Origin of the sequence: Anaerozeibacter quisquiliarum (genome assembly GCF_051162045.1) — a bacterium.
Taxonomy (GTDB): domain Bacteria; phylum Bacillota; class Clostridia; order Christensenellales; family Aristaeellaceae; genus Anaerozeibacter; species Anaerozeibacter quisquiliarum.
In genome coordinates this window covers 23,192-47,727 of record NZ_JBISDI010000019.1, presented here as the reverse complement: position 1 = coordinate 47,727, position 24,536 = coordinate 23,192, and the positions used below count along the sequence as shown (strand labels likewise).

Sequence of the window (24,536 nt, the reverse complement as noted above, 5' to 3'; positions counted from 1 at the left end):
GCCGGAAACGCGTTAATTCACAAAAAACATGGCTCATCGTGATGGACGAAGGAAGAGGCTCCTCTCCCGGCTTGATGGAAAGGAGCCTAAATGTAGGAATCAGTATTTACGCTTGCGCGCGGCCTCAGCCTTTTTCTTACGCTTTACGCTGGGCTTCTCGTAATGTTCCCTTTTCCTGGCCTCGGCCAGAATACCCGAACGGGCAGTCATTCGCTTGAACCGGCGCAGTGCGCTCTCCAAAGACTCGTTATCCTTGATACGTACCTCTGACATTGTGCTTTCCCTCCCCTCGCGATTGCTGGCGTGTAAGCCAATGTAGCATGGGGTCCGCCACACAGATGATTATACCGCAGCTACACGCAATTCGTCAACCGAAAAACTTTCATTTAACTTCAAGCCATGCGCCCGCTCAGTTGACCGCCGCCGAGAATGTGGATGTGGAAGTGATCGACCGATTGGGCGGCGTCGGGGCCGCAGTTGGTCACCAGGCGGAAGCCGCCTTTCGCCAGGCCCTCTTGTGCCGCCAGCCGCGCGGCCAGCGAGAACAGGCAGCCCACGAGTTCAGGGTGATCGCGCTCGCACTCGGCGACATTCCTCATGTGCGCCTTGGGGACGACCAACATATGAACCGGGGCCTGGGGCGCTATATCCCGAAATGCCAGCGCCTGCTCGTCCTCGTAGACCTTGTCGCAGGGTATCTGCCCCGCCGCGATCCGGCAGAAGATACAATCGTCCATGGGGAACGCCTCCTCTATGGTAGTATGTCGCCGCGGCTCCCAACCCCCTGCCTCTCTCTGACGGGGAGCCGAGGCTGGGCCTCGTGCCTCAGCATCTGCAAGCCGTGCCATCAGATCACCGCCCCGCCCCTTCGGGGCGCCCCTCCGATGAGGGGAATGGGTCGCGCCCAATCAGTACGCCATCCTGCACGCGCTCAATGAAGATTTCCTTGAGTTCGCCGGGCGCAGCTTTCGCGCGCACGCGCGCATACTGCTCGGTGTAGCCTTCGGCAATGCCATCCGTAAGCGCCGTCTCAAACAGCACCTGGCAACGCTTGCCAACCAATTTTTGGACGAACGACGCCTCCAATTCGTTCCCAATGGCGATCAGCCGGGCTGCGCGCGCCTGCTTGACGGCCTCGGGCACCTGGTCGGGCATCGCGTCCGCCGCCGTGCCCGCGCGGCGCGAGTAGGGAAACACGTGGATGCGCGCGAAGCCCACCTCGCGCAAGAAGCGCTCGGTCTCCTCCGCCTCCTGTTCGGTCTCGCCCGGAAAGCCGGTCAGCACGTCGGTCGTGATCGCGCCGAGCGGAAAGGCCCGTTGCAGCCGACGCGCGGCCGCGAGGTATCCCTCGGCGTCGTAGCGCCGCCGCATGCGCCTGAGCACTCCGTCGCTGCCCGACTGCATCGACAGGTGGAACTGCGGGCACACCTTGTAAAGGCCCGCGAGCGCCTGTACGGTGGCGTCGTCCACCGCCGTGGGTTCGAGCGAGCCCAGCCGGATGCGCCGTACAGGCGACTCGTGCACCGCGCGGACCGCGTCCATGAGCGTCAGCCCCGTCTCCCGGCCGTAGGAGGCCAGGTGGATGCCGGTGAGCACTACTTCGAGGTAGCCCGCTTCTGCCAGCGTTTCCGCCTCGGCGCGCACAGCTTCCAAGGGCATCGACCGGATCGGCCCGCGCACGTAGGGGATGATGCAGTAGCTGCAGTAGCGGTCGCAGCCTTCCTGGATCTTCATCGTGGCGCGCGTGTGCCCCTCGTGGCGCTCAACCGACAGCCTTTCAAACGTCCACTCGCCATCTGCGTCAACCGCGCTTAGCGACACGTTTTCGCGCAGCGCGCGCTCAAGCAGCTCGGCCACCTCGCCCCGGCGCTTCGCGCCCACCGCCAGACGCACGCCGGGCAGCATCACGCGCGGCGCGTCCCGCTGCGCCAGACAACCGGCCACCACAATCGCGGCCTCGGGGTGCGATCGGTGCACGCGCCGGATCAGCTTCATCGACTTCTGGTCGCCGGTACCGGTCACGGTGCAGGTGTTAATCAGGTATACCTCGGCCTCTTCCTCGAATCCTACGCCTGTATAGCCGGCCCGCTCAAACGCCTCCAGCATGGCCTGGGTATCGTACTGGTTGACCTTGCAGCCCAGCGTGTGACAGGCAATGCGTTTCATCGCGTCATATATCCCCCCATAGTTGTTGCAAAAGCGCCACACAGGCGATCGCCGCGGTCTCGCAGCGCAGGATACGAGGCCCGAGCGTGATCGCTATGCCGCCCGCCGCCAGCACCCGCTCGGCCTCGGCGCGCTCGATCCCGCCCTCGGGGCCGATCAGCAGCCCCAGGTCGCGGGCATCTGGGCGCTCGGCAAACGCGTCTCGCATGCGCGCGCCGCGCGCCTCCTCCCACGGCATCAGCATCAGTTCCCGGCGCGCCATGTCGCCAAGCGCTTCGGCAAAGCCGATCGCGGGCGCGATCTCAGGTACGCGCGCGCGCCCGCACTGCTTGCAGGCCTCGAGCGCGATGCGCCGCAGCCGCTCGGCCTTCCGCTCGGCCTCGCGCGCATCCGGACGCGACACAGAGCGCGCCATTACGACCGGCACCAGCCGATGGACGCCCAGCTCGACCGCCTTCTGTACAATCAGTTCCAGCTTGTCGGCCTTGGGCAGGCCCTTGTAGAGCGTGATCGTCGCCGGGCTCTCGCCGCTCGCGAGCTCGCCCGCCAGCCGGACGCGAGCCTCCCGCGCGTCCAGCCACTCGACGCGCCCGATCCACGAAAGGCCCCGCCCGTCCGACACCGCCACCTCGTCGCCTACGGACAGCCTCAGCACCTTCAGCGCGTGACGCGCCTCCTCGGGCGGCAGCAGCGCGATGTCACCTTCGATCTTCGTCAAAAGAAACCTGTGCATACCCTACCTTCGGCAGGCGATGGCCGCCCACTCGCCCTGCTCGCGCACGTCGATATCATGATAGCCGGCCGCCTTGAGCGCGTCCAGCACCGCCTGCTGCCGCTCGCGCGCGATGCCCGAGCAGATGAACACACCGCCCTCGCGGATGTGCGCGCGCACCGGCGCGGCCAGTTGAACGATCACGTCGGCGATGATGTTGGCCGTCAGCACGTCGCAAACCTCGTCGACCGCCTCGAGCAGGTTGCCCGGGCGCGCCTCGATCACATGCGCAAGGCCGTTCACGCGCACGTTCTCGGCGGCCACCTTGACCGCCATCGGGTCGATGTCACTGGCCAGCACCGCCGCCGCGCCGCTGCGTGCGGCCGCGATCGCCAGTATCCCGGTACCGGTGCCCACATCGATCACCCGGTCGCCCGGCTTCACGTACTGCTCGACCAGCGCCACACACAGCGCGGTGGTCTCGTGGGTGCCGGTTCCGAACGCCAGCCCCGGATCGATCTCGATGATCTTATCGCCCGGCTGCGCCTCGTAGGCGCACCAGCCGGGCTTGATTACCATGTGCTCGCCCAGCCGGAACGGCTTGTATTGCCGCTTCCAGTTCTCGGCCCAGTCCTCGTCGTCCAAGGTCTTAACCTCGACCGTCAGCGCGCCCATGCCGGCCCCGGCGCGTTCGCCGAGCGCCTTCATCCGCGCGCGCACATCGGCCAACCGGTCGCGCGCGCGCTCATCCGCCGGGTAGTAGCCGGTCACGCGCGCCTGCTCGGGCATGTTCTGTATAACGCTCTCGTCGAGGAAATCCCAGCGCCCCTCGGGACGCGAGCGCTCGTATTCGAGCGCGTCCCGCCTGTCTTCGATCAGCGTCCCGGCCGACCCGGCCTCGATCAATTGCTCGCTGACCAACTCCGCGCCCTCGCTCGTCGTCGTCACCGTCAGTTGCATCCAATCCATGCACCCACTCCTCGCCGCGTCTGCGTTCTTTCCATTATATCGCATATTTTGTGCGGGCGACGCCGTCGCGTGCGGCCGGCTCGTTAATTTATGGTTATGTCGTATTATTTAACCGCAACGCAATATCTTTACCGCCCGGAAAACATATTGTGCTCCGCGGAATACCATTGCAATACCACACATTTGTGGTTATAATTGTTAGGGAGCTTTATCCGTAAAGAGGGAGGCGTTTTGCATGGCCGACGAGCTGCAAGGCGCGCAGCGCTATACCGATTTGCTTAAGCGCCTGCCCGGCGTGTACGCCGCGCAAGTGCGCCTGGGGCCGGACGGCAATCCGGAGGAAGTGCACCTGCTTGCGGGCATGGCGCGCCATCCCAAACAATTGGTGCGCGACGCGCGCACCGCGCTGCTGTCTTCGTTCGACGTCGACGTCGACTACCAGAAGTTCTCCATCGCGCAGCTGTCCGACGAGCTGGGCGAGTCGCTGGGCACGGGCGACGCCCCCGTGGTCTCGCCGAATGAGCGGCTGCGCTGCGGCGGCATCCAACAGTCGCTGGTGGGCGAGCGCTACAATGTGTCGGTCACGCTGAACGAGCGCGACGCCTCGTTCCAGGGCAACGCCTACGCCCACAACAGTCCCACCCAGCGCCAGCGGGCGGTCGCATCGGCGGTGCTGGACGCGGTGCATCAGAGCCTGAACATAGAGCAGCCGATTTTCATGCTGCTGGCGGTGCAGCGCGTGATTACCACGCCCGTCCCGGTGTTCGTCGTGCTGATCGAATGCCTTGAGAATGAGCGCTCCGTCTTGCTGATCGGCGCTGCCGAGAGCGGCGAGAACGAAGCGCTGTCCGTGCAAAAAGCCACGCTGGACGCCCTGAACCGCAAGCTGTTCAAGGTGCGTCCGCTCTAGTGTAGGCGACGATTGATTCGGGCGATGGCTGGCGGGCGCAAAAGCGTCCGCCAGATGGCGTCGGAATCCATCGGCGGTTACCTTGAATGAAGGATTGCGAACCCGCGCGCTGCCAATTTGGTTGAGCCTGAAGCGAAGCGAAAAATAGCCTGTCTGTTAGCGAATGGCAGAGCCTTGCAAAAGGAGGGCTATTGATTATGAAGAAGGCCAATATCTGGTTGGCGCTCATGTCCCTGGCGTCTCTGCTGCTGTCTGCCGGCGCCTACATGACCTGGAAGTAGTCGGAGGCCGCACTCGCGCGCGGGTTCGCCTTCCCCAAAAATCTGATCTACAGCCATCCTGCATGTCTCGCAGGCCAAATAAAGGAGAATTCTCTTGAAAAGGGCCGCAACGCGCTATATTGACGCAGTCATCCTGATCGGTATCCTGCTGCTTCCCTATTGCGTGTATCGCTATGCCCTGCAGCTCACCCCGCTATCCGGGGACGCGCTGCGCACCGAATGGCTGCAGATGGGCTGCCTGCTGGTGATTTGCAGCGTGTGCCGCTCCACGCCCGTCTACATCAGCACGCACCACGCGCTTGACGTGTCGATCCTGGCGATCATCACGGCGGTGCTGCTCAAGGGCCCCTACGCCGCGACGCTGACCTATGTGGCCAGCTCGTTTCTGACGTTTGAGTTCGACATGGCGAGCGGGCAGCATATCAACATCTACAATACCCCCTGGCGCAAGGGTGCCTTCAACAACGCCAACCTGATGATCTCGATCCTGCTGCCCGGGCTGTGCCTGAGGCTGATCGGGCATACGCCGGGCGACATCGGCCTGCCATGGGTGCTTATGCCCATGCTGCTGTTCACGGCGCTGTCGTTCCTGCTCAACAGCGGCATTTTGCTGGCCATGTTCGCGCTCAACGGCGACATCCAGCCGCGCGAGGCGTTGGGCATCATGAGGAGCGTAGTGCCCAACGTACTCGCGGCGATGCCGCTGGGCCTCTTGACCTGCTTCGTGTTCAAGCAGGAGGGCGGCTACTGGGTGGCGCTTATCACGTTGCTGCCGCTGATGCTGGCGCGCTACGCATGGAAGCTGTACCTCGACGCGCAAAAGCAGCAATACCAGCTGATTCAGGCGTTCGCCACGGCGATGGAGGCCAGGGATCAATACACCGAGGGCCACTCGCGCCGTGTCAGCCGCTACGCCGCGATGATCGCGCGCCACATGCTCCTGCGCCCGTCGATGGTCGAGACGATCACGATGGCGGCTTCGCTGCACGACATCGGCAAGATCGGCGTACCCGACGCCATCCTGCTCAAGCCCGGCCGCCTGACCGCCGAGGAGTTCAAGGCGCTCAAGTCGCACCCGTCGGTCGGCGCGAACATCGTGCGCCAGGTGGGGTTCCCACGCGCGGTAATCGACATCATCGAGCACCACCATGAGCGCGTGGACGGCCAGGGTTACCCCGACGAGCTGGACATCAACCAACTGTCGATCGGCTCGCAGATCCTGAGCGTCGCCGACGCGTTCGACGCGATGACCAGCGAGCGCCCCTACCGCAAGGCGATGCGGGTCGCCGAGGCGGTCGAGCAGCTCAAAAAGGGCATCGGCACGCAGTTCAGCGCCGAGGTCGTGGACTGCATGGTGGCGCTGGCCGACAGCGACGAGGCGCGGGAGGTACGCGGCGAATGATCCTGGCCTACCTGATCCCGCTGGCGGTGCTGATCGGCTTTGTGCGCGGCGGTTCGTTCAAGGGCTACGCGGACAGTCCGCTGCGCGCGATATGGCTGCCGATCGCGGCGTTCATGGTCGAGGCGCTGATGGGTTACCTTAAGCACCTGACCGGCTGGCCGAGCGAAACCTGCCTACTCACAACGGTGCCGCTCGAGTATGCGCTGCTCATCCTGTTCTGCGCGCTCAACATCCGCCGCACGGGCATGAAGCTCATGCTTGCCGGGATACTGATGAACCTCGCGGTCATCGCGGCCAACGGCCTGCGCATGCCGGTCAGCGAGCTGGTGCTTCATCTCCCCTCGACCCAGGCGACCGCCCGGCGCATCCAATCGGGCGAGCTGTTCGAGTACGTCATCGCCCGCCCCGACGCCCCGCTGTATCTGCTGGGCGACGTGATCTACCTCCCCCTCCTCCCCGGCGCGCTAGGCAGCGCCGGCGACTGGGTGATGGGCGCGGGGGTGGTCACGCTGATCCTAAACCTGATGAAACGCCCCCGCAAAGCGCAATAGCCACCGGCCCTCCCATTCCCCTCCCAGGAGGGGTGCCCGCAGGCGGGGTGGTAACCCCCGCAGGCCGTACCCCACTCCATTCCCCTCCCTGGAGGGGTGCCCCCGAGGGGGCGGGGTGGTTCCCCCGCAGGGCGTCCCCCTCCCATTCCCCTCCCAGGAGGGGTGCCCCCGAGGGGGCGGGGTGGTAGCCCCCGCAGGGCCGTCCCCCCAAGCCCCCGTACCCGGCTTCTCGAGCCCTGCCACCAGCCTCACCACCCCGTCGCTCCGCGCCACCCCTCCGAGGAGGGGAATGGCTACTTTCCTATTCCCCTCCCTGGAGGGGTGCCCGCAGGCGGGGTGGTGACCCCCGCAGGGCCGGATGATCCCTCAGCATAATCATGACGCCTTCCAAATTCCCCAAGATATCGCGCGCGGCAATACGGATTACGGCTAAGCCAAGCCCTTCAAAAAATGCGTCGCGCTCCGCATCGTGTTCCGTTCTCTCATCGTGCGAGTGGCCGTCTATCTCTATAACAACCCCACAATTCGCGCAAAAGAAATCAGCGATATAGTTGCCGATGATTTTCTGACGGTCGAAGTCGTAGCCTTTGAAACGCCCCCTGTGTACTTGCCGCCAAAAGAGCACTTCCGCCAAGTTCCCAGCCTTACGCAACTCACGCGCCAGCCCTGCCAGTTCCGGGTTGTACGGTAAGGACATAAATGCTTTTCGGTTGCGCACTGTCATCACCTCTGTCCTGATTGTACTGCTTGCATGAAGGCAGATCAACTCATTCCCTCGCTGACTCAGCGGCTCCGCACCCGCTTCTCGAGCCCTGCCATCAGGCTCACCACCCCGTCGCTTCGCGCCACCCCTCCAACGAGGGGAATGGCCACCTATTCCCCTCCCAGGAGGGGTGCCCCCGAGGGGGCGGGGTGGTAGCCCCCGCAGGGCAGTACCCCCAAGCCCCCGTACCCGCTTTTCGAGTCCTGCCGACTGCCTCACCACCCCGTCGCTCCGCGCCACCCCTCCGGGGAGGGGAATGGGTTGAAAAGGCCCCAGCCGTACGGCTGGGGCCTTGGGGTACCCGGGGTTACGCCGCGGGGATTTCCTCCACCGGGGCTTCCTCCACCGGGGCTTCCTCGACGACTTCCACGACTTCTTCGGTCTCCTCGACCGGCTCGGTCACTTCGGTCTCGGGAATGATCTCTTCGATCTCTTCCGCACCCTTGATCTGGTTCGCTACCGTGAACTCGCAGCTCACGCTGATGCCGTTGTGCGCCGTGAAGGTTACGCTCGTCTTGCCTTCCTTCAGGCCCACGATGTAGCCCTTCGTGCCGCGGGTCGCAATGGTGGGATCTTCGATCTTCCAGCTGCCGCCCAGGATCGTCGCCTTCGCAGGCGTCACCACCACTACGCGGGTGAGCACCTTGCTCTTTTTGCCAATCTTCACGGTCAGCGGGTTGCCGTCAAAGTCGATCCACTTCTTGCCCTGCTTGTATTGCAGCTTGACCTGCTCCGCCATCTTGCGGATCACCACGAGCTGCGTGACGGTCTTGCCGTCCACCTTCGCGGATACCGTGATGCGCGTGCTGCCGGCCTTCTTCAGGGTCGCTACGCCGTTCGCATCGATCGACATCAGCTTCGTCTTGCTGGACTTCCAGCCAGTCGCGGTGTAGCCCGGTACGCTGAAGGTCGCGGTGCCATCCGTCAGGTTCAGCACCCACACGCTCTTCTTCTTGTAGGGCTTCGCGTCGAACTTCGGGGTCTTGGTGTCAACGCTGATCTTCTTCTCGGCGGGGATCGGGTCGGCCTTCACGGTGACCTTCACGGCCTTGGTGGTCACGTCGGCACAGCCGGGCGCGCTCACGGTCACGGTCACGGTGTAGGTACCCGCCTGCGCGCCGGCCACGGTCAGGATGATCTGGCCGTTGGCGTCGATGGCGGCGGAGAAGCCGTCCTTGGTCGCCTTGGGAACCGGGGTCACATTGGGCGTCGCGGTCAGCGCCACACCGGTGGCCTGGAAGTCCGCAAAGTTGCCCACAGTACCCATGGCCACGGTGCCGCTCTGCGGCAGTTCCTGATCGGCGATCTCCGGCGTGGTGGCGTTGATCGCGGTCGGGACGGCGGTGATGGTGACGACGTTGCCGGTTACGGTGACTACCTTAGCGGTAGCATCCGCCAACTCCAACGTGTTCGTTCCTCTGCTGCCCTTCTGCTCAAGCTTAAGCTTGTAGTTGAAGAAGAAGCTGTTGTTGGGCAGATTGGCGATGTGCACGGTGACTTCGCCATTCTTGTCCACCACGAAGTTAAACTCATTCTTCAAGGCAGCTGCCACACTGGTATCATCCACTTCAACACTGAGGTTGTAGTAGTAGAACACCTGCTCCAAGGTGGTGCCGGCGGCGGGGGTCAGCTTGCCGACCACAGCGCTCAGCGAGGACTTGCCCATGCCGCTGAATTCCTTCTTGGTGGCGGTATAGGTGGGCTTAGCGGCATTTGCCGGCTCGGCCGGGATGTTCAACGGATCGGCGGTAACGGTCACCTTTGCGGTGGCAGTTTGGCCGTCCAAGGTCAAGGTGATGGTCGCTTCGCCTTCCTTAACAGCGGTTACCTTGCCGGTTGTGTTCACAGTGGCAATCTTGTCATCCGAGGACTTCCAAGTGCCGCCTTCGGTCGACTTGCTGACGCGGGTTGCCCTATACTGCAACTGCTGCACGCCCGCAACGTTCAGCGTCACTTCGCTGGGGATGATGGTCAGCGTGGCGATAGGATCGCCGGTGATGGTCACGACGCAGGACACCGCTGTAGCACCACCGGCGGTATCAGCGGGAGTAGCCGTCACCTTCACCACGCCGGCCTTCTTCGCGGTCAACAGACCGGTCGCGGTGTCGATGGTGGCGAGGACATCCCCGGCGGTAGTCCCTTCCGCATTCGCCAGGCTCCATGTGATGGTCTTGTCCGTCGCGTTCGCAGGGGCGATGGTGGCCTGCAGTTGCAGGGTAGATCCCTTGGCGACGGTCGCGGTGGCGTCCATGGTGATGGCAGTCACCGGAATCGCGAAGGTAAACGCCTGCGTCAACGCGGTGGAGTTCGGCAAGTCGGACTTCATCGCGATCGCACGAATCTTGACGCTCTTCGGGCCGCTCAGCTTGAAGCCGCCTTCCGCATAGGCAATCCGGGTAGAGGAAACCAGCGGATCGGTGCCGTCCAGGGTGTAGTAGATGGTGGCACCTTCAGTGGCGGTCGCCAACTCTACTGTAACCTCAGCAGCAATATTCGTATCGGAACCCGTCGATGTACCATCAGCAGCAATGGCAAATACTACATCACTGCTATCGGCCTTCGTCGCGGTTAGGGCAATCGGAGCGACCGTTCCGGAAGCGGGGCTCACGGTCACGTTAACCACCTTATCCAAAGTGGGAAGCTCCTGAGAGGTCACCCTGATCTGGGCGGTGCCTTCATTGAGGCCGACCACCTTGCCGTCGGTGACAGTGATCTTGTCGGTGCCGTTCACAACGGCCCAGGTCACGTTCTGGTTGAAGGCGAGCTTAGTACCGTCCGTGCCCAGAACCTTAGCGGTCAGCTTGGTATACTGCCCGGCAGTCACAGTCGCAGCGGGAGAGGTGCTAACCTCTATGGTGCCCTGCTTTACCACGATCTGGGTCGGCGTCACAGGGGCGACCGTCACGTCAAACTTGGCGGACTGCTTGCCGTCCGCAGACTTGGCGGTGATGGTCGCGGTACCCGCGCTGACACCCGTCACAGTGGCAGCCTGCTTGGAGGTGTCGTACTTCTTATACTCCACCTTGGCCACGGCCGGGTTGCTGGAGGTAAAGGTCACGCTGGGATCCTTGGCGAGGGACTTGTTGGGATTAAGGGAGGTGCTGTACGGCGCGACCTTCGCGTAGACATCCTTTGTACCGGAGCCATTGATGGTCACAGCAGCAGTCCTTGCATCCGTGTAAGCACCCGTACTAGCAGTAAAGGTGTCCCAGAGGGTGACCCCTGTCACGGCGACTTCGCTCTTAAAGGTAGCCTTCGCAATCGCGCTTTCGCCTTCGTAGGTGGTGCCTGTGCCCTTAACGTTCTTGGCCCAAACAGTCTTGGTCTTATTGATGTTAATATCAATCGGGCTGCTTAAGGTTGTCCAAGTCGCGCCATAGTCTGTAGATACTTTCGTTACTACAGCAGAGGCGCTACCAGCAGCCACGCCCGAATCGACCGTCACCTGCGCACCGATAGTATCGCTGTGCTGCACAGTAAATACCGTGCCATCAGGCTTCGAGAAGATGGGTGTCGGGGGGGTCTTGGTGGGGGCAACCACGTTGATGGTCACGTTGCGGCTGATGCCATTCACCGCGCCAGCCGAACCGTGATTCCTTGCGGTAAAAGTCACAGTGGTGGTACCCACGTTCGTACCGGTTACCTTCCACGTGTTCACGCCAGTCTTGGGATCGATATCCCCAACCGCGCCAACACGAACGATCTCCGCGATATTGGCAGGCGAGGTAGCTACAGCGGCCTGAATCTCCTGAATCGTTACGTTGCTGGGCTTCGAGGAGCCGGTCACCTGAACGGTTTCACCCTTCGCCACGGTGATGGACGCGGGCAGATCGAAATCGGTGACGTTCTGCGCCTTCACCAGGCCGGCGGAGGTCGTCTCTTTGCCACCGACCGTGGCCTTAACCGTGTAAGTGCCGACAAAGCCGTTGGAGGTTACCTTGTAGGAACCGTCGGCCTGGGGCGCACCAGTTAATCCAGTAATGGGATCGCCAACGATCGACCACGCAACCGTCTCCTTGCTGGAAGCGGGGACGACCGTCGCGGTGTAGACCTGCGAGCCGTTGCCGACGATGACGACGCCCTGCTGGTTGATGGTCACACTGTCGACTGCCGTGTTGACCGCAACGGCCTTGCTCGCCACCGTGGACTTGCTGTCCGCGACATAGACACCTGCGGGAGTATACTCGTAGGCAACCGCCTTGACGGTATAATCACCGGCAGTCGTCAGGTTGATCGGAGCCGTGTACAGCGTGCTGCTGCTGGTGGGCTCGGCAACCGTGCCGGTGCCAACGTTGTAGAACACCTTGACGGTGTTTCCAGTTCCCACGGGCGCAGGCTTCACAAGCGTAACGCGCTTCGTGCCGTTGGGCGGGTTGGTCGCGTCATCGACAGTGAAGGTAACCGGGAAAAGTTCCGCCGCCCCAGTAGTAGTAACAGGAACGGTGGCAGCAGTCATCGTGAATTTCTTGTTCGTGCCAGCGGAAGTAAGCTGTACGGTGATATTACCGCTACCCGCCGTAGCTCCCTGAAGCGTAGCAGTCTTGAGTTCTTTCGTGATGGGATCAATTGAAAGAGCACCGGTAATAACTCCAGCGGGAAGCGTGGAGTTTAGTTCAACGTCAGCCACTTCAAGGTTCGTTATGTCGGCAAACGTACCCAGCACAACATTCGTAAGCTGTGGAGCATCTTTTCTCAACGTAATTGCCGCAGGCGTGAAGATTAGCGGTTTCGGGGCAATCGTGTAGGTGAAGGCCCCGGTAAGCGCTTCGTACTCGTCAGTCTCAACTTCGCGGCTTACAGAAGCGGTTTGAGCGACCGTCTTCTCTACGCCTTTTGTGGTAAACGTGGCTTTAAGTGTACCAGTTGCATCAACCGCAACACTCGTAACAGTAAAGTCGGCACCGCTATTCCCATCGCTAACTGTTGTGGCCGGAGAAGCCGCAAGATTCGTCACGGCAGAACCGTTCGCCTTCACCGTACCGAGGGAATAGTTCTCGTACTTCGTGTTTGCTATCAATGCAAATGGAGTCTGCGCAGCATCGAAGGTCAAGGGAACCTCGCCCACCGCAAACGCCGTGCCCGCAAACAGCGTAGACAACAGCGTCAGCACCAATACCAGAGATAACCAACGTTTGGTCATGGAACAAACACCTCCAAAATAATGGTAAACAGCCTGGGCCGCCGCGCGCGGGCGGCGGGGTATCTGCAAACGGGCTTGCGCCCATCGGCATTCGGGGAAATCCGAAGGAACCGCCCCGGTGGGGGATCGTCCTGCGGGGGTTACCACCCCGCCTGCGGGCACCCCTCCTGGGAGGGGAATGGGGTAGGTACCGGCAATCGTGATTCGTTCGGGCGCCTCATGGCGAGGGGATTTTTCGTCCGATTGTCCCTATGAAGCCCGCGGGCGTAGCAGCGCTACGTCAAGGGTTGAATGGGGACGAGCGGGCGGAAAAGCACCCGCCAGGCGGCGTCAGAATGGATCAGCGGTTGCCGTAGGGCCGCGGGGCCAGTACATGGCCGATGCAATCAATTGGGTGGGATATACGGTCTGTCCGACTGCCGATCGCTTCATCCGCCTTCACCTCCGTTTCTTACATCGCCCATATCTCAGCCGTGCGCGATGATGTCGCGCATGGTCCTGGCCGTCTCAATCAGCCCCGCCTTACGTTCCTCGCTGTAGCGGTCGAAGATGGGGTACAGCGCTCGCATCATTTCCCGTTCCTGTTCCAGCACCATTTCCCGACCTTGGTCTGTCAGCTCGATCGTCACCGTGCGCCGGTCCATTTCGCCCCGACTTCGCTCGACGAGCCCCTTGCGGATCAGTTCGTCGATCAGCCCGGTCATCTGCTGGCGGCAGACGCAAATCTGCCGGCCCAGCCGGGCCATGCTCTGCGGCCCGTTTTCCATGAGCGAGGAAAGGATGCTCAGCTGGTTGGGCGCGACGCGCGAGTGCCCCGCGGTCTCCATGGGTCTGAGGATGTGCCGCTTCAAGAGCGGCGTCAAGTCGATCACTTCGCGAACCAACCGCTCCGTGTCAACCACCGTCATCCCCCCATCCCCCGCCCAACCGCGCTTTCGCAATATCACTTCAATTGCGCGCGTAGGTCAAAAGCCCAGGCGGTATGCAGTTTTCAAGAAGCGCGGTGACCATTTTTGACGGCTTATCCTTCTAAAATCGTAGCTCCGGAGGCCCTAACCCATTCCCCTCCCTGGAGGGGTGCCCGCAGGCGGGGTGGTAACCCCCGCAGGGCGTAACCTACTCCCATTCCCCTCCCTGGAGGGGTGCCCGCAGGCGGGGTGGTGGCCCCCGCAGGGCCGTATCCCCAAGGCCTTCGCACCTGCTTCTTCGAGCCCTGCCATCAGGTTCACCACCCCGTCGCTCCGCGCCACCCCTCCTGGGAGGGGAATGGCCACCTCCCGTTCCCCTCCCTGGAGGGGTGCCCGCAGGCGGGGTGGTAGCCCCCGCAGGGCGTAACCCAAGGCCTTCGCACCTGCTTTTGCGCGTCCTGCCATCAGGTTCACCACCCCGTCGCTTCGCGCCACCCCTCCGGGGAGGGGAATGGCTACCTTCCTATTCCCCTCCCAGGAGGGGTGCTCGCAGGCGGGGTGGTAGCCCCCGCAGGGCGTAACCCGGGCCTTCGCACCTGCTTTTGCGCGTCCTACCATCAGGTTCACCACCCCGTCGCTCCGCGCCACCCCTCCTGGGAGGGGAATGGCTACCCTCACGCGCTCCGCGTCAGCAGCGCCATGCTGTGGCGCTTGGCTTCCGGAGTGCAATGGGCGTAGTATTTCAGCGTAATTTGCGGCGAGGAATGGCCCAGCAGCGCGGAGAGCACCTCCACGCGGATGCCCTTTTCCAGGCAGCGCGTGGCGAAGCTGTGGCGCAGGGTGTGCATGTGCACGCCTTGCAGCCCCGACGCCTTGCAGATGCGGCCCAATTGCTGCTGCATGGTGCGCGGGTCGCGCATTTCGCCCGCCGCGCTTTTGAATACAAAGGCGCAGTCGCCCGATTCTGCTTTGAGCGCCTTCAGCATCTTCATAAGGAAATCGGGCAGCGGAATGTCCCGCTGGGAGGATTCCGACTTGGGCGTCGCCATCACCAGCGCGGTCTTCCTGCCCGCCCGCTTGGCATGAATCCGCTGCGCCGCGTGGCGGACGCGCAGCATCCTCCCCGCAAAATCGACATCCGCCCAGCGCAGCGCGCACAGCTCGCCCACGCGCAGCCCGGTGTACAAACACAGCAGATATTCGCAATTGCCCGAATGCCGAACCGCCTCTTCCAGCCGCTTTTGCTCGCTCACGGTCAGCACCCGGGGCGGGCGTGTCTTTCCCTTGGGCAGTCGGATGCTTTGACAGGGGTTGTGCGTAAGCAGCCCCCGCTCCGCCGCCGCGGACAGCATCGCCTTGAGCATGCGGAAAACACCCCGCAGCGTGCTCGCCGCGAGGCGTTTTTGCCATAATTCGACCGCCTCCTGGATTTGCCCCGACGTCAGCCTGTCCATGGGTACGTCTCCCAGCAGCGGGAGGATGTGATGGGTGAGATTGCGCCGGTAGTTTGCGTAAGTGCCCGGCTTTACCGTCGGACGAATGTGTTCCTCCAGATGGAATTCCAGAAAGTCGCCCACGGCTCCGCTGCCGTAAACCTTAAGCGCCGTTCGTTCGCCGTACAGGCTCGACTTGATCTTCGTAAGCCTGCACTTCACCTCGGCGTACCGCCTGGCGTAGATGGATCCGAATATGGGCCGCCCGTCGCTTTTGCGCCCCTTGATGTACCTCCCCTCATAGCGCCCATCCTTGCGCAGATAGATGTTTTCTCCTCGCTTCGCCATAAAAATGCTCCCTTTCTTTTGACGGCTCATTTGACGGCTTATTCCCGCCAATGCCGACAACTCCCGTTAAATGGTTTTCCCGCCGCTCCCTCTTCTTATTCCCCATCTATTCCCCTCCCAGGAGGGGTGCCCGCAGGCGGGGTGGTAACCCCCGCGGGCGTAACCCTCTCCATTCCCCTCCCAGGAGGGGTGCCCGCAGGCGGGGTGGTGCCCCCGCAGGGCGTAACCCCAAGGCCTTCGCACCTGCTTTTGCGCGTCCTGCCATCAGGTTTACCACCCCGTCGCTCCGCGCCACCCCTCCTGGGAGGGGAATGGCTACCTATCTATTCCCCTCCCTGGAGGGGTGCCCGCAGGCGGGGTGGTAACCCCCGCAGGGCGTAACCCAAGGCCTTCGCACCTGCTTTTGCGCGTTCTGCCATCAGGTTTACCACCCCGTCGCTCCGCGCCACCCCTCCTGGGAGGGGAATGGCTACCTATCTATTCCCCTCCCAGGAGGGGTGCCCGAAGGCGGGGTGGTAACCCCCGCAGGGCGTAACCCAAGGCCTTTGCACCTGCTTTTGCGCGTTCTGCCATCAGGTTCACCACCCCGTCGCTCCGCGCCACCCCTCCTGGGAGGGGAATGGCTACCTATTTATTACCCTCCCAGGAGGGGTGCCCGAAGGCGGGGTGGTAACCCCCGCAGGGCGTAACCCGGGCCTTCGTATCCGCTTTTGCCCTGCCATCAGGTCTGCGCCCCGTCGCCCGCGCACTCCAAAGAGGGGACTGGGGGCCCGTAAACGCCCCCTACCGATAGCAGCAGTGATTGGATACCCCCACTACCCCTGGTTTTCATCAAGCGGTCACACTTCTGTAATCATCTTCGAAATTCATTCATTTTTCCGCAAGAACACGATTGGAAATGCTTGACAGCCGCCTGGGATTAGCATATAATGGCAATGAACAACTATGCTCACTGTTATTTCGCAATTGAAGTGATATTGCGAACCAGTAAATCCAAATTCAGTTTTGCTCTTACTTGGCTTTTTATTGCGTTTACAGTGCGTTTGATATGAATTCCGTTCGACGTCCTAGTATAGTTACAGCAAGGCGACATCGCCCGTTTGTTGGGTCCGCGTCCGCTGGTTCATCAAAAAAATCGCCGTGTAGACGGAAGCTACACGGCAACTCATTTACCATCGTTCATCGTGCTCATTGCCGTTATGCCGGCCAAGCAGCAATCCGATGACCGTCAGTACAACCACGATCCGCTCGAAGGTCGTCATCAGGCGCCACTCCGCCTTTAAATTGCTATCCAGCGGGTGATTCACAAAACGTGCAGCCAGCCTTCCCGTCGCCATGACCATAGCACATCTGCGCTCTTATTGCAAGTGTTTTTGATAATTCTCGTTTCAAGTGTTTTTCTTTTCGCAATCGGTTGCGGCCGCAGGTCGCCCCTACGGCGTGTAAACGACCACCGTCTCGCGCCGCTCAAGCGCGCCGCCCATTGCGAACGTCTCCACGTCGAACGCGTAGCGGCGGGCGCTTTGGCCGCGCACGGGACGGAAGCGCTCGCGCAGCAGGGCGCGCAGGGGCCCGTCTTCTTCGTAGCAAAGCGCGGCGGGCAGGTCGCGGCGCCTGCCGGCCAGCAGCAGGTCATGCGTCATCAGCTCGCGCAGCTCGGGCGCATCATAGAGCTCGAGCAGCAGCGTCGCGCGCGCTTGTTCGCCTTGCGCCCGGTCGAACGCGCCCCGCGCGCGCAGCGAGCGCGCAATCTGCGCAAACAGCTCGAACGGCGCTCGCGCGGTCAGCAGCCAGCGCAGCGCATGCACGTAGCGCCCGCTGTTGTGATACCAGTCGAGCGCGCGCTCCACATCCTTCAAAAAGCACAGCTCGAAAAAGCCCAGGCCCGGCGTCGAGAGCACCTCGTAGGGCGGGTCGGGCTCGTAGCGGATGCCGAGCGCCTCGGCATCCCGGCGCAGCGCGCTGCCGGGCAGCAGCTTCAAAAAACCCAGCTGCAGCATGTCCGCGCCTACCCCGAACGCGTCGTCAAACGAGCGCGCAAACGTCTGGGTAGTCTCCCCCGGCAGCCCGGCGATCAGGTCCACGTGCAGGTGCGCCCTGCCCAGCGCCTTGAGCCGCATGAGCTTTAAGCGCAGCGCCTCGAACGGCACGGCGCGACCGACCGCGCGCAGCACGCCGTCATCGCTCGACTGGATGCCGGCCTCGAACTGAAACAGGCCCTCGGGCGCGCGGGCCAGCACCTCGAACGCGGCCTCGTCCAGCAGGTGCGCGCCGATTTCAAAATGATACGTCGGCTTGAGGCCGCTTTTTTCGCTGTGCTCGATCAGGCCGCGCCATATCTCGGCCGCGCGCGCCCGGTCGAAGTTGAACGTGCGATCGACCAGCTTGATAAGCCGCGCGCCGTTTTCGGCCATGCGCGTCAGCCGCCGCACCGCCTCCCGCGCGCTCAGCGCACGCACGCCGCCCGATCCGCCCGACAGGCAGTAGGCGCAGCGGTAGGGGCAGCCGCGCGAGGTCTCCGTATACAAGATGCGCCCCTCGAGCCCCGCGAGCCCGCCCGCCCAGGCGTCGGGCCAGACTTCGGTCTGTAACGGCTGAGGCGGTGGGTTTTCGACGATCGCACCGCCCGACCGACGGCAAAGCCCCGGCACGTCCGCGAGCAAACCGCCGGACAGCGCCGCGATCAGCTGCGCGAGCGCGGCCTCGCCCTCCCCCGAAAGCACTCCGTCGAGTTCCGGGTGCGCCTCCATCGTCTCGCGCGCCTCGCATACCTCGGGCCCGCCGGCGAACAGAAATGCGCCCGGCAGCGCCAGCTTGAGCGCCCGGCACAGCCGCCAGATGAGCGGCGCATTCCATATATAGGTAGAAAAGCCGATCGCGTCGGGCGCGCCTTCCGCGACGCACTCGAGCAGCTCGCGGAAGGGCAGGTTGATGTGGGCCTCGAACAGCTCCGCGCCCTCATGTTCCGGCAGCGCGGCCAGCATCTGGCGCAGCGCCAGATTCGTGTGCATGTAGTGCGCGTTGAGCGCCACCAGCCTAACCTTCATAGGTCACCTTCCAGCAACCGGAGCGCCGCCTCGCGGTATTTCTGCATCGCGGTGGGCATGGGCAGCGCGCGCAGCGCCTCCGCATCCACAAACACGACTCCGGTCGGTTCGCACGGTCCGCACCGGTCGCACCGGTCGCACCGGTCGCACCGGTAGGCGTGCCCGGTCATACGCCAGACGAGGTGGGTGAATACGTGTTCCACCGATTCAAGCGGCCGGTGCCCGCGCGCAGTTACGCCCCACTCGGCCAGCGCCTCGCGCACCGCCGCGTCGCTCCGGGCGTCCAGGAAATTGGGGAATTCGTACAGCCCGCCCAGCAGAGCGTCTTCCGGGCGGCGGCGCACCAGCACCTCGCCCCCGCAAACGACCAGCGCCACCGCGCGCCGCTCGATCCTCTTGCGCACGGGCTCGGGCCGCAGGGGCAACTGCCGCTGGACGCCCGCCGCGCGCGCGGCGCAGTATGCCTCAACCGGGCAGCGCTCGCAGGCGGGGTTGCGCGGCAGGCAGACCAGCGCGCCCAGCCCCATCAGCGCCTGATTGAAATCGCCCGGCCGCGCGCGGTCGATCAGCTGTTGCGCCGCCTCGCGCAGCCGCCGTTTGGCGTCGGGTTTCGTGACCAGCTCCCGGATGTCGAACAGCCGCGACAGTACGCGCACCTGGTTGCCGTCGATCGCCGGTTCCGGCAGGCCGTAGGCCATCGAGGCAATCGCCCCCGCCGTGTACTCGCCGACGCCCGGCAGCGCGCGCAATCCCGCAACAGAACGCGGGAATTCCCCGTGGAGCTGCTCCGCCACCAGCTGCGCGGCCTTGTGCAGACTGCGCGCGCGCGAATAATAGCCGAGGCCCTCCCACCGCTTGAGCACGGCGGACTGATCGGCCCCGGCGAGCGCAAATACGTCCGGGAATGCTTCGAGAAACGCGCGGTAATAGGGGATCACGGTCTCGGCGCGGGTCTGCTGCAGCATGATCTCGCTGACCCAGATCAAATACGGGTCGCGCGCCCCGCGCCAAGGCAGGTCGCGCGCATTTTGGTCATGCCAGGTAAGGATGCCCCGACGCATGGCCTCTGAGCGCTTCGTCAATCGGTCAACTCATCCTCCGTTGGTGTTGCGGCAGGGCGATGAAGCGCGCCCACCGGGCAGGGAAAGCCGTCTCGGAAACAGAAGTCGCCGTCCGGCACTTCGATCTCGCGGCCGGGCAGCAGCCAGGCCGGGCTGTACAGCCGGTTGGCCCTGAGCAGCATGCAGCCGGGCACCCCGAGGCGCGCCGAGAGCGCGCTCAGCGGTTCATTTTCCCGAACGACCGTCACGCGCCCACCTCCCTGTGGTGCAAGCTTATGCGGCCGCCCGCGGCGTCATGCCGCGCGCACATTTCACCGCTCCAGCGGTTCGGCTACGCCTATGATCTCTTTCTGCTCGTTCCACACCTGCTTGATGCGCTTGAGCGCGGCCGCGTCCACGTCCTTGGGCGTGTTGCGGATCGCCCTGCCGCAGGCCAGAACGCGGTAGTCGTAGCCGTCCCCGCGCTCGATTCTGTGCACGTACACCGGCACGTAGCGCGGGGCGTCGGGCTCCACGCGGCCGGTTTGCGGGTTATCGCGGAGCGTGAACTCGAAGATGATGCCTGAATCGCGGTAGCGCGCGCGCTGATCGGATAGGAAGTTGCCCATGCTGTAGAGCACCAGCCCCCGCCGCTGCGAGCCGTCCGCGCCCTTGACCTCCAGCCACTCGCTGGGCAGCACCACGTGCTGATGACCGCCCACGACCACGTCCGCACCCGCGGCGACCAGGTTCTTGGCCATCTTCTTGAGCTTCGACGGCACCTCGCGCAGGTACTCCTCGCCCCAGTGCATGAACACCACCACCGCCTCGGCTCCGGCGGCGCGCAGCGCCGCGATGTCATTGGCGGCGTTGGAATTGCTGACCATGCGCAGCCCGAACTGGCTGGCCAGCGGGTCGGACTTCTTGGCCATACCGTTGGTGGCGGTGGCGCAGTTGAGGAACCCCACCTTGATTCCGCCGATCTCCTTGACGAAGGGCGTGTCGTACTCCTCCTGCGTGCGGTAGGTGCCGATGTGGTCGAGCCCCGCCTTTTCCACATTGTCGATCGTGGCCTTGAGTCCGTCGAAGTAGGTGTCCAGCGCGTGGTTGTTGGCCAGCGTCAGCATGTCCACCCCGGCGTCCCGGAGCGCGTCCAGCAAAAACGGCGGCGTGTTAAACTGCGGATAGCCCTTGTAGCCGTTGATGAATTTCCGGCCGGGCATCGGGCCGTCCACGTTGATCACGGTGTAGTCGGCCGCGCCCATCGAATCGGCGATTAATTCAAGCATCGGCGAAAAATCGTAGGTCTTGCTCTCGCGCACATAGGCCGCTTTCAGGATGGGCACGTGCGCCACGATGTCGCCGATCGCGCGGATGGTGATCGCGCGGTTGCCGGCGCTCGCGGTGGGCGCGGGCGGAGCGTTTAAATCGGCGTCCAGGTTGACCTCGGGTTCATCCGCTTCCTGTGCGCCCGGATCGGCTTCACCCGGATCGGGCGCGTCCGGCTCGGGTTCATCGGGCATGGCGGAATCACCGCCTTCGGGCTGGACGGCCGGCGCGGAAGCGGGCACGGCGTCATTTGCGGGCGGCGACACCGGGTCCTTGCGGGCGCAACCGCGCGCGATCAGCACGACGCTCAGGATCAGGAGCGCCAGCACCCCGGCGGAAATCGCCAGCCGCACCCAGCGCGGCGGCTGCGCGCCCCGCCCGCGCCGGCGGCCGGAACGCGCAAGGAGGCCGCGCCAGTTGAATGATGCCACAGTAATTCCTCCTTCGGAGCCGGAGTCACGCGCATCCGGCGCAGGCCTGCCGCGCGTGAGTATGGATACGGGGGGCCGACGCCCTTATTATATCACATCACGGCGCAAATTCAATCGGAAGTGGGAAGTGTGGCGCTTTTCTTGATTTTTTTACCAAAAAGCTTCCATTCTTGTGCACTTTCTGAAACAATATCCAATCCCTGCGCGTCCAAAGCTTATTGACGAATCGGGCCGGATGTTGTACACTGGTATTGAACTATCCTTATATTGCGTCAAGTGTGTGTACTCGTGGATGCGTAGACAGAGGTGTAAATACGATGGCGACAAAGCAGATCGGCAAGCTGAAGCTGCATTGGTCCTCCAAGGGCATTGCCTGGAAATGGGGAGACGGTGAGATACGCCGCTTCTCGTTCCAGCGCAAGCGGTCGGGCGATGCCGCGCAAGGCTACGACCAGGCCTACGGTCAGGGCCAGGGCTATGGCTCGCCCGAAGACCAAGGCCAGAGCTACGGCCCGGAATACGGGCAGGGCTACGGCGGCCAGGACGGCTACGACGACGATCAGGAGCCGCGCGAGGTCGGCCGGTACGATGTGCTGTACCAAAGCGACTGGGTCATGTACGCGCTGCTCGTGCTGCTGCCCCCGCTGGGCATCTGGATCCTGTGGAAGAAGGAGCGGTTCTCGCCGCTCGTGCGCGCTGCGGTGTCCGCGGCGTCGGGCATCTGGTTCATCCTGCTGCTGATCTGGCTGTTCTCCGCGATGTTCGCGCCGGGCGGCAGCGATCAGGTCACGACGGGGGTGAACACGCAAATCGCGATTGCCACGCCCGCGCCGACCATCGGCGGCCTTGCGACCCCCGCCCCCCAGCAGGGGCTCGACCTCGTCAACGCGCCCCCGGCGGCCACGCCGCGCCCCGGCGGGCTTGGTACCGCGCCCACCGGCGACGCGCCGGACAGCCCGGGTACTGCCGGCACCACCTACGTGTGGTCGGCGCCCACGAGCAGCGTATACCACAAAGCCGACACCTGCACCGCGATCCGGGAGGGCGAGTCCGTCACGAAGGTGGACATCGCGCTGGCGCGGGAGCGCGGCCAGACCGGCTGTCCGACCTGCTTCCCCGACAGCGCTCAGTCTACCGCGACGTTCTACATCGGCTCGGGCAAGTACTACCACAAGGGATCGAGTTGCGGTACTTTGTCGGGCCTCACGCCCGTGTCCAAGCAGGACGCCGAGCGCCAGGGCAAGAAGCCCTGTCCCAAGTGCATCGGCAACGTCTGGGCGACCAAGCCCGGCAAGTACTACCACAAGAAGCCCAAGTGCTCGGGCATGACGAACGCGGTGCTGATTACCGAGGCCCGCGCGAAGGCCGACGGCAAGACCAAGTGCCCGATCTGCTACCCGGGCGCCGCGAAGGGCGCGACCAAGGGCACGCGCTACTACGCCACCCCGAAGGGGAAGAACTACCACACCGACAAGACCTGCGGCGGCATGAAGCACGCGGTGGAAATCTCGCTCGAGACCGCCAAGAAGCGCAAGCAGACGCCCTGCCCGATCTGCGTGACCGGCAAGCAGGTCAAGGCGGGCATCTACTACGCCACCAAGACGGGCAAGTACTACCACGTCAAGAGCAGCTGTTCGGGTATGAAGAACGCCGCCCGCATCTCGCTGACCGTGGCCCGAAAGAACGGCAAGACCGCCTGCCCGGTGTGCATCCGCCCGGGCGCCGGCAAGGATCCGGCGGCGGGCTCGGCGATCTACTACGCCACCCAGGCGGGCAAGTTCTACCACAAGAAAGCCACCTGCGGCGGCATGAAGGGCGCTAAGAAAGTAACCCGCGCATCGGCCGAGAAGAACGGCAAGAAGCCGTGTCCGGACTGCCTTGAGAGCCTGTCCATCCAGGTGTATGCCACCTCCGGCGGCAAGTACTACCACCGCAGGGCCAACTGCTCGGGCATGAAGAACGCCCGCCATCTGTCGCTGGCCACGGCCAAGGCGCGCGGCAAGACCGCCTGCCCGGTGTGCTACCCGTCGGCCGCGGCGAAGAACCTCTACTACTTCGCCACCAAGACCGGCAAGTACTACCACAAGAACGCCACCTGCTCGGGCATGAAGAACGCTTCGAAGCTCTCGCTCGCGAACGCCTTGGCGAGCGGCAAGCAGCCCTGCCCCGTCTGTCTCAAGGCCAACGACCGGCTCTACTACGCCACCAAGTCGGGCAAGCACTTCCACTTAAAGAGCAGTTGCTCGGGCACGGGTATGACGGGCGGGAAGCCGCTCACGCTGGCCGCGGCGAGGCGCGCGGGCAAGACGCCCTGCCCGGTATGCCTTAAGAACGTCCCGGTGCAGGACATCCGGAAGGTGTTCGCCTACGTCTCGAGCGGCAGCCGGTACTACCACAAGGATCGCACCTGCTCGGGCCTGAAGAACCTCAAGAAGGTGCCGCTCGCGTCCGCCAAGGCGCGCGGCAAGACCGCCTGCCCGGTGTGCGTGCTGAAGAAGGTCAAGGCGGGCAACCTGACCACCGCCCACGCCGACAAACGCACGGTCTGCTACGCCTCGGCGTCGAGCGCGTACTACCACCAGGATTCCAACTGCGTGTCGGGCCTCAAGAAGACCACGGTGGCCGCGGCCCGGCGCAATGGCAAGAAGGCCTGCCCGAGTTGCGCGCAGAACCTGAACACCTACGTCTACGTGACGCGCTCCGGCACCAAGTACCACCGCAAGAGCACCTGCTCGGGCACGGTCAACGCCTACAAGGTCTCGCTGAACACCGCGCTTAGGCTCAACTACGTGCGCTGCACCAAGTGCAACGCGCCGAGGAAAAAATAAGACCCGGACTGGGGCGGCGGGGCATCGGCCTCGCCGCCTTCCTTTGCGAAAGAGAAGGAGGTGCGCGCATGCGCACGGTTAAGACGGTTGTGGGGCTTGTGCTCGTCGCCTGTTACGCGGCGGGGCTGGTCGCGCTGTTTATGAAGCAGACGGCGCCGGGGCTGATGCTGTGGGTGATATCCACGGCGGGCGGCATGGGGCTTCTGTGGTATCTGCGAAGGCGGGAGCGCGAGGCGGCCGACGGTCGGCCGCAATAAAATTTGTCCTTCGGCAAGTGA

19 protein-coding genes are annotated in these 24,536 nt (G+C 63.7%); 5 read left to right on the top strand and 14 right to left on the bottom strand.

Annotation, left to right across the window (positions count from 1 at the left end):
* Positions 1-99: 99 nt before the first annotated feature.
* The 5 genes from rpsU to prmA all read right to left on the bottom strand — a co-directional run bounded on the left by rpsU (position 100) and on the right by prmA (position 3,847).
* Positions 100-273 (bottom strand): 30S ribosomal protein S21, encoded by a 174-nt coding sequence (gene rpsU / locus ACH6CV_RS09905; protein WP_456358027.1) that lies wholly within the window; start codon positions 271-273, stop codon positions 100-102.
* Between the two features lie 119 nt (positions 274-392).
* Positions 393-737: a histidine triad nucleotide-binding protein gene (locus tag ACH6CV_RS09900; protein ID WP_456358026.1), complete on the bottom strand. Its 345-nt coding sequence runs from the start codon at positions 735-737 to the stop codon at positions 393-395.
* A gap of 115 nt (positions 738-852) precedes the next feature.
* Complete coding sequence (mtaB, locus tag ACH6CV_RS09895) at positions 853-2,166, bottom strand: tRNA (N(6)-L-threonylcarbamoyladenosine(37)-C(2))-methylthiotransferase MtaB (protein ID WP_456358025.1); 1,314 nt, start codon at positions 2,164-2,166, stop codon at positions 853-855.
* A gap of 4 nt (positions 2,167-2,170) precedes the next feature.
* The gene (locus ACH6CV_RS09890) at positions 2,171-2,899 is read right to left on the bottom strand and encodes a 16S rRNA (uracil(1498)-N(3))-methyltransferase (RefSeq protein ID WP_456358024.1); all 729 of its coding nucleotides are present in this window, start codon (positions 2,897-2,899) and stop codon (positions 2,171-2,173) included.
* A gap of 3 nt (positions 2,900-2,902) precedes the next feature.
* Positions 2,903-3,847 (bottom strand): 50S ribosomal protein L11 methyltransferase, encoded by a 945-nt coding sequence (gene prmA / locus ACH6CV_RS09885; protein WP_456358023.1) that lies wholly within the window; start codon positions 3,845-3,847, stop codon positions 2,903-2,905.
* Between the two features lie 235 nt (positions 3,848-4,082).
* Between prmA and ACH6CV_RS09880 the strand changes: the two genes are divergently transcribed.
* The 3 genes from ACH6CV_RS09880 (at position 4,083) to ACH6CV_RS09870 (ending at position 6,991) form a co-directional block, all read left to right on the top strand.
* Positions 4,083-4,757, top strand: coding sequence for a hypothetical protein (locus ACH6CV_RS09880; protein WP_456358022.1), 675 nt, complete (start codon positions 4,083-4,085; stop codon positions 4,755-4,757).
* Between the two features lie 375 nt (positions 4,758-5,132).
* Complete coding sequence (locus ACH6CV_RS09875; RefSeq protein ID WP_456358021.1) at positions 5,133-6,440, top strand: HD-GYP domain-containing protein; 1,308 nt, start codon at positions 5,133-5,135, stop codon at positions 6,438-6,440.
* The gene (locus tag ACH6CV_RS09870) at positions 6,437-6,991 is read left to right on the top strand and encodes a DUF5317 family protein (protein ID WP_456358020.1); all 555 of its coding nucleotides are present in this window, start codon (positions 6,437-6,439) and stop codon (positions 6,989-6,991) included. The genes ACH6CV_RS09875 and ACH6CV_RS09870 overlap by 4 nt, the downstream gene beginning before the upstream one ends.
* A 301-nt stretch (positions 6,992-7,292) precedes the next feature.
* Here ACH6CV_RS09870 and ACH6CV_RS09865 read toward each other — a convergent pair whose 3' ends face one another.
* From ACH6CV_RS09865 to ACH6CV_RS09825, 9 genes are all read right to left on the bottom strand, one after another.
* A complete protein-coding gene (locus ACH6CV_RS09865) occupies positions 7,293-7,709 on the bottom strand; it encodes an endonuclease domain-containing protein (RefSeq protein WP_456358019.1) in 417 nt (138 codons plus the stop codon).
* Between the two features lie 352 nt (positions 7,710-8,061).
* On the bottom strand, positions 8,062-12,894 hold the full coding sequence (locus ACH6CV_RS09860) for an Ig-like domain-containing protein (protein WP_456358018.1): 4,833 nt from the start codon (positions 12,892-12,894) through the stop codon (positions 8,062-8,064).
* A 467-nt stretch (positions 12,895-13,361) separates the two neighbouring features.
* On the bottom strand, positions 13,362-13,802 hold the full coding sequence (locus ACH6CV_RS09855; protein WP_456358017.1) for a MarR family winged helix-turn-helix transcriptional regulator: 441 nt from the start codon (positions 13,800-13,802) through the stop codon (positions 13,362-13,364).
* 674 nt (positions 13,803-14,476) lie between these two features.
* Entirely contained in the window at positions 14,477-15,583 is a 1,107-nt protein-coding gene (locus ACH6CV_RS09850) for a tyrosine-type recombinase/integrase (RefSeq protein WP_456358016.1), read from the bottom strand.
* 1,169 nt (positions 15,584-16,752) lie between these two features.
* Positions 16,753-16,926, bottom strand: a complete 174-nt coding sequence (locus ACH6CV_RS09845) for a hypothetical protein (RefSeq protein ID WP_456358015.1) — start codon at positions 16,924-16,926, stop codon at positions 16,753-16,755.
* Between the two features lie 90 nt (positions 16,927-17,016).
* Entirely contained in the window at positions 17,017-18,630 is a 1,614-nt protein-coding gene (locus ACH6CV_RS09840; RefSeq protein ID WP_456358014.1) for a DUF4080 domain-containing protein, read from the bottom strand.
* Positions 18,627-19,712: an A/G-specific adenine glycosylase gene (gene mutY, locus ACH6CV_RS09835; protein ID WP_456358013.1), complete on the bottom strand. Its 1,086-nt coding sequence runs from the start codon at positions 19,710-19,712 to the stop codon at positions 18,627-18,629. The genes ACH6CV_RS09840 and mutY overlap by 4 nt, the downstream gene beginning before the upstream one ends.
* Positions 19,709-19,939 (bottom strand): LysM peptidoglycan-binding domain-containing protein, encoded by a 231-nt coding sequence (locus ACH6CV_RS09830; protein WP_456358012.1) that lies wholly within the window; start codon positions 19,937-19,939, stop codon positions 19,709-19,711. Before ACH6CV_RS09830 ends, mutY begins: the two co-directional genes overlap by 4 nt.
* A gap of 63 nt (positions 19,940-20,002) precedes the next feature.
* Positions 20,003-21,430: a CapA family protein gene (locus tag ACH6CV_RS09825; RefSeq protein WP_456358011.1), complete on the bottom strand. Its 1,428-nt coding sequence runs from the start codon at positions 21,428-21,430 to the stop codon at positions 20,003-20,005.
* 317 nt (positions 21,431-21,747) lie between these two features.
* On the opposite strand from ACH6CV_RS09825, the gene ACH6CV_RS09820 reads away from it, so the two are divergent.
* A complete protein-coding gene (locus tag ACH6CV_RS09820) occupies positions 21,748-24,258 on the top strand; it encodes a hypothetical protein (protein WP_456358010.1) in 2,511 nt (836 codons plus the stop codon).
* A 68-nt stretch (positions 24,259-24,326) separates the two neighbouring features.
* The gene (locus tag ACH6CV_RS09815) at positions 24,327-24,515 is read left to right on the top strand and encodes a hypothetical protein (protein WP_456358009.1); all 189 of its coding nucleotides are present in this window, start codon (positions 24,327-24,329) and stop codon (positions 24,513-24,515) included.
* Positions 24,516-24,536 lie beyond the last annotated feature (21 nt).

Coding starts and splice junctions, on each gene's coding strand:
- rpsU (WP_456358027.1), bottom strand. CDS start 273: ATGTCAGAGGTACGTATCAAGGATAACGAGTCTTTGGAGAGCGCACTG.
- ACH6CV_RS09900 (WP_456358026.1), bottom strand. CDS start 737: ATGGACGATTGTATCTTCTGCCGGATCGCGGCGGGGCAGATACCCTGC.
- mtaB (WP_456358025.1), bottom strand. CDS start 2,166: ATGAAACGCATTGCCTGTCACACGCTGGGCTGCAAGGTCAACCAGTAC.
- ACH6CV_RS09890 (WP_456358024.1), bottom strand. CDS start 2,899: ATGCACAGGTTTCTTTTGACGAAGATCGAAGGTGACATCGCGCTGCTG.
- prmA (WP_456358023.1), bottom strand. CDS start 3,847: ATGGATTGGATGCAACTGACGGTGACGACGACGAGCGAGGGCGCGGAG.
- ACH6CV_RS09880 (WP_456358022.1), top strand. CDS start 4,083: ATGGCCGACGAGCTGCAAGGCGCGCAGCGCTATACCGATTTGCTTAAG.
- ACH6CV_RS09870 (WP_456358020.1), top strand. CDS start 6,437: ATGATCCTGGCCTACCTGATCCCGCTGGCGGTGCTGATCGGCTTTGTG.
- ACH6CV_RS09860 (WP_456358018.1), bottom strand. CDS start 12,894: ATGACCAAACGTTGGTTATCTCTGGTATTGGTGCTGACGCTGTTGTCT.
- ACH6CV_RS09855 (WP_456358017.1), bottom strand. CDS start 13,802: ATGACGGTGGTTGACACGGAGCGGTTGGTTCGCGAAGTGATCGACTTG.
- ACH6CV_RS09850 (WP_456358016.1), bottom strand. CDS start 15,583: ATGGCGAAGCGAGGAGAAAACATCTATCTGCGCAAGGATGGGCGCTAT.
- ACH6CV_RS09845 (WP_456358015.1), bottom strand. CDS start 16,926: ATGGTCATGGCGACGGGAAGGCTGGCTGCACGTTTTGTGAATCACCCG.
- ACH6CV_RS09840 (WP_456358014.1), bottom strand. CDS start 18,630: ATGAAGGTTAGGCTGGTGGCGCTCAACGCGCACTACATGCACACGAAT.
- ACH6CV_RS09820 (WP_456358010.1), top strand. CDS start 21,748: ATGGCGACAAAGCAGATCGGCAAGCTGAAGCTGCATTGGTCCTCCAAG.
- ACH6CV_RS09815 (WP_456358009.1), top strand. CDS start 24,327: ATGCGCACGGTTAAGACGGTTGTGGGGCTTGTGCTCGTCGCCTGTTAC.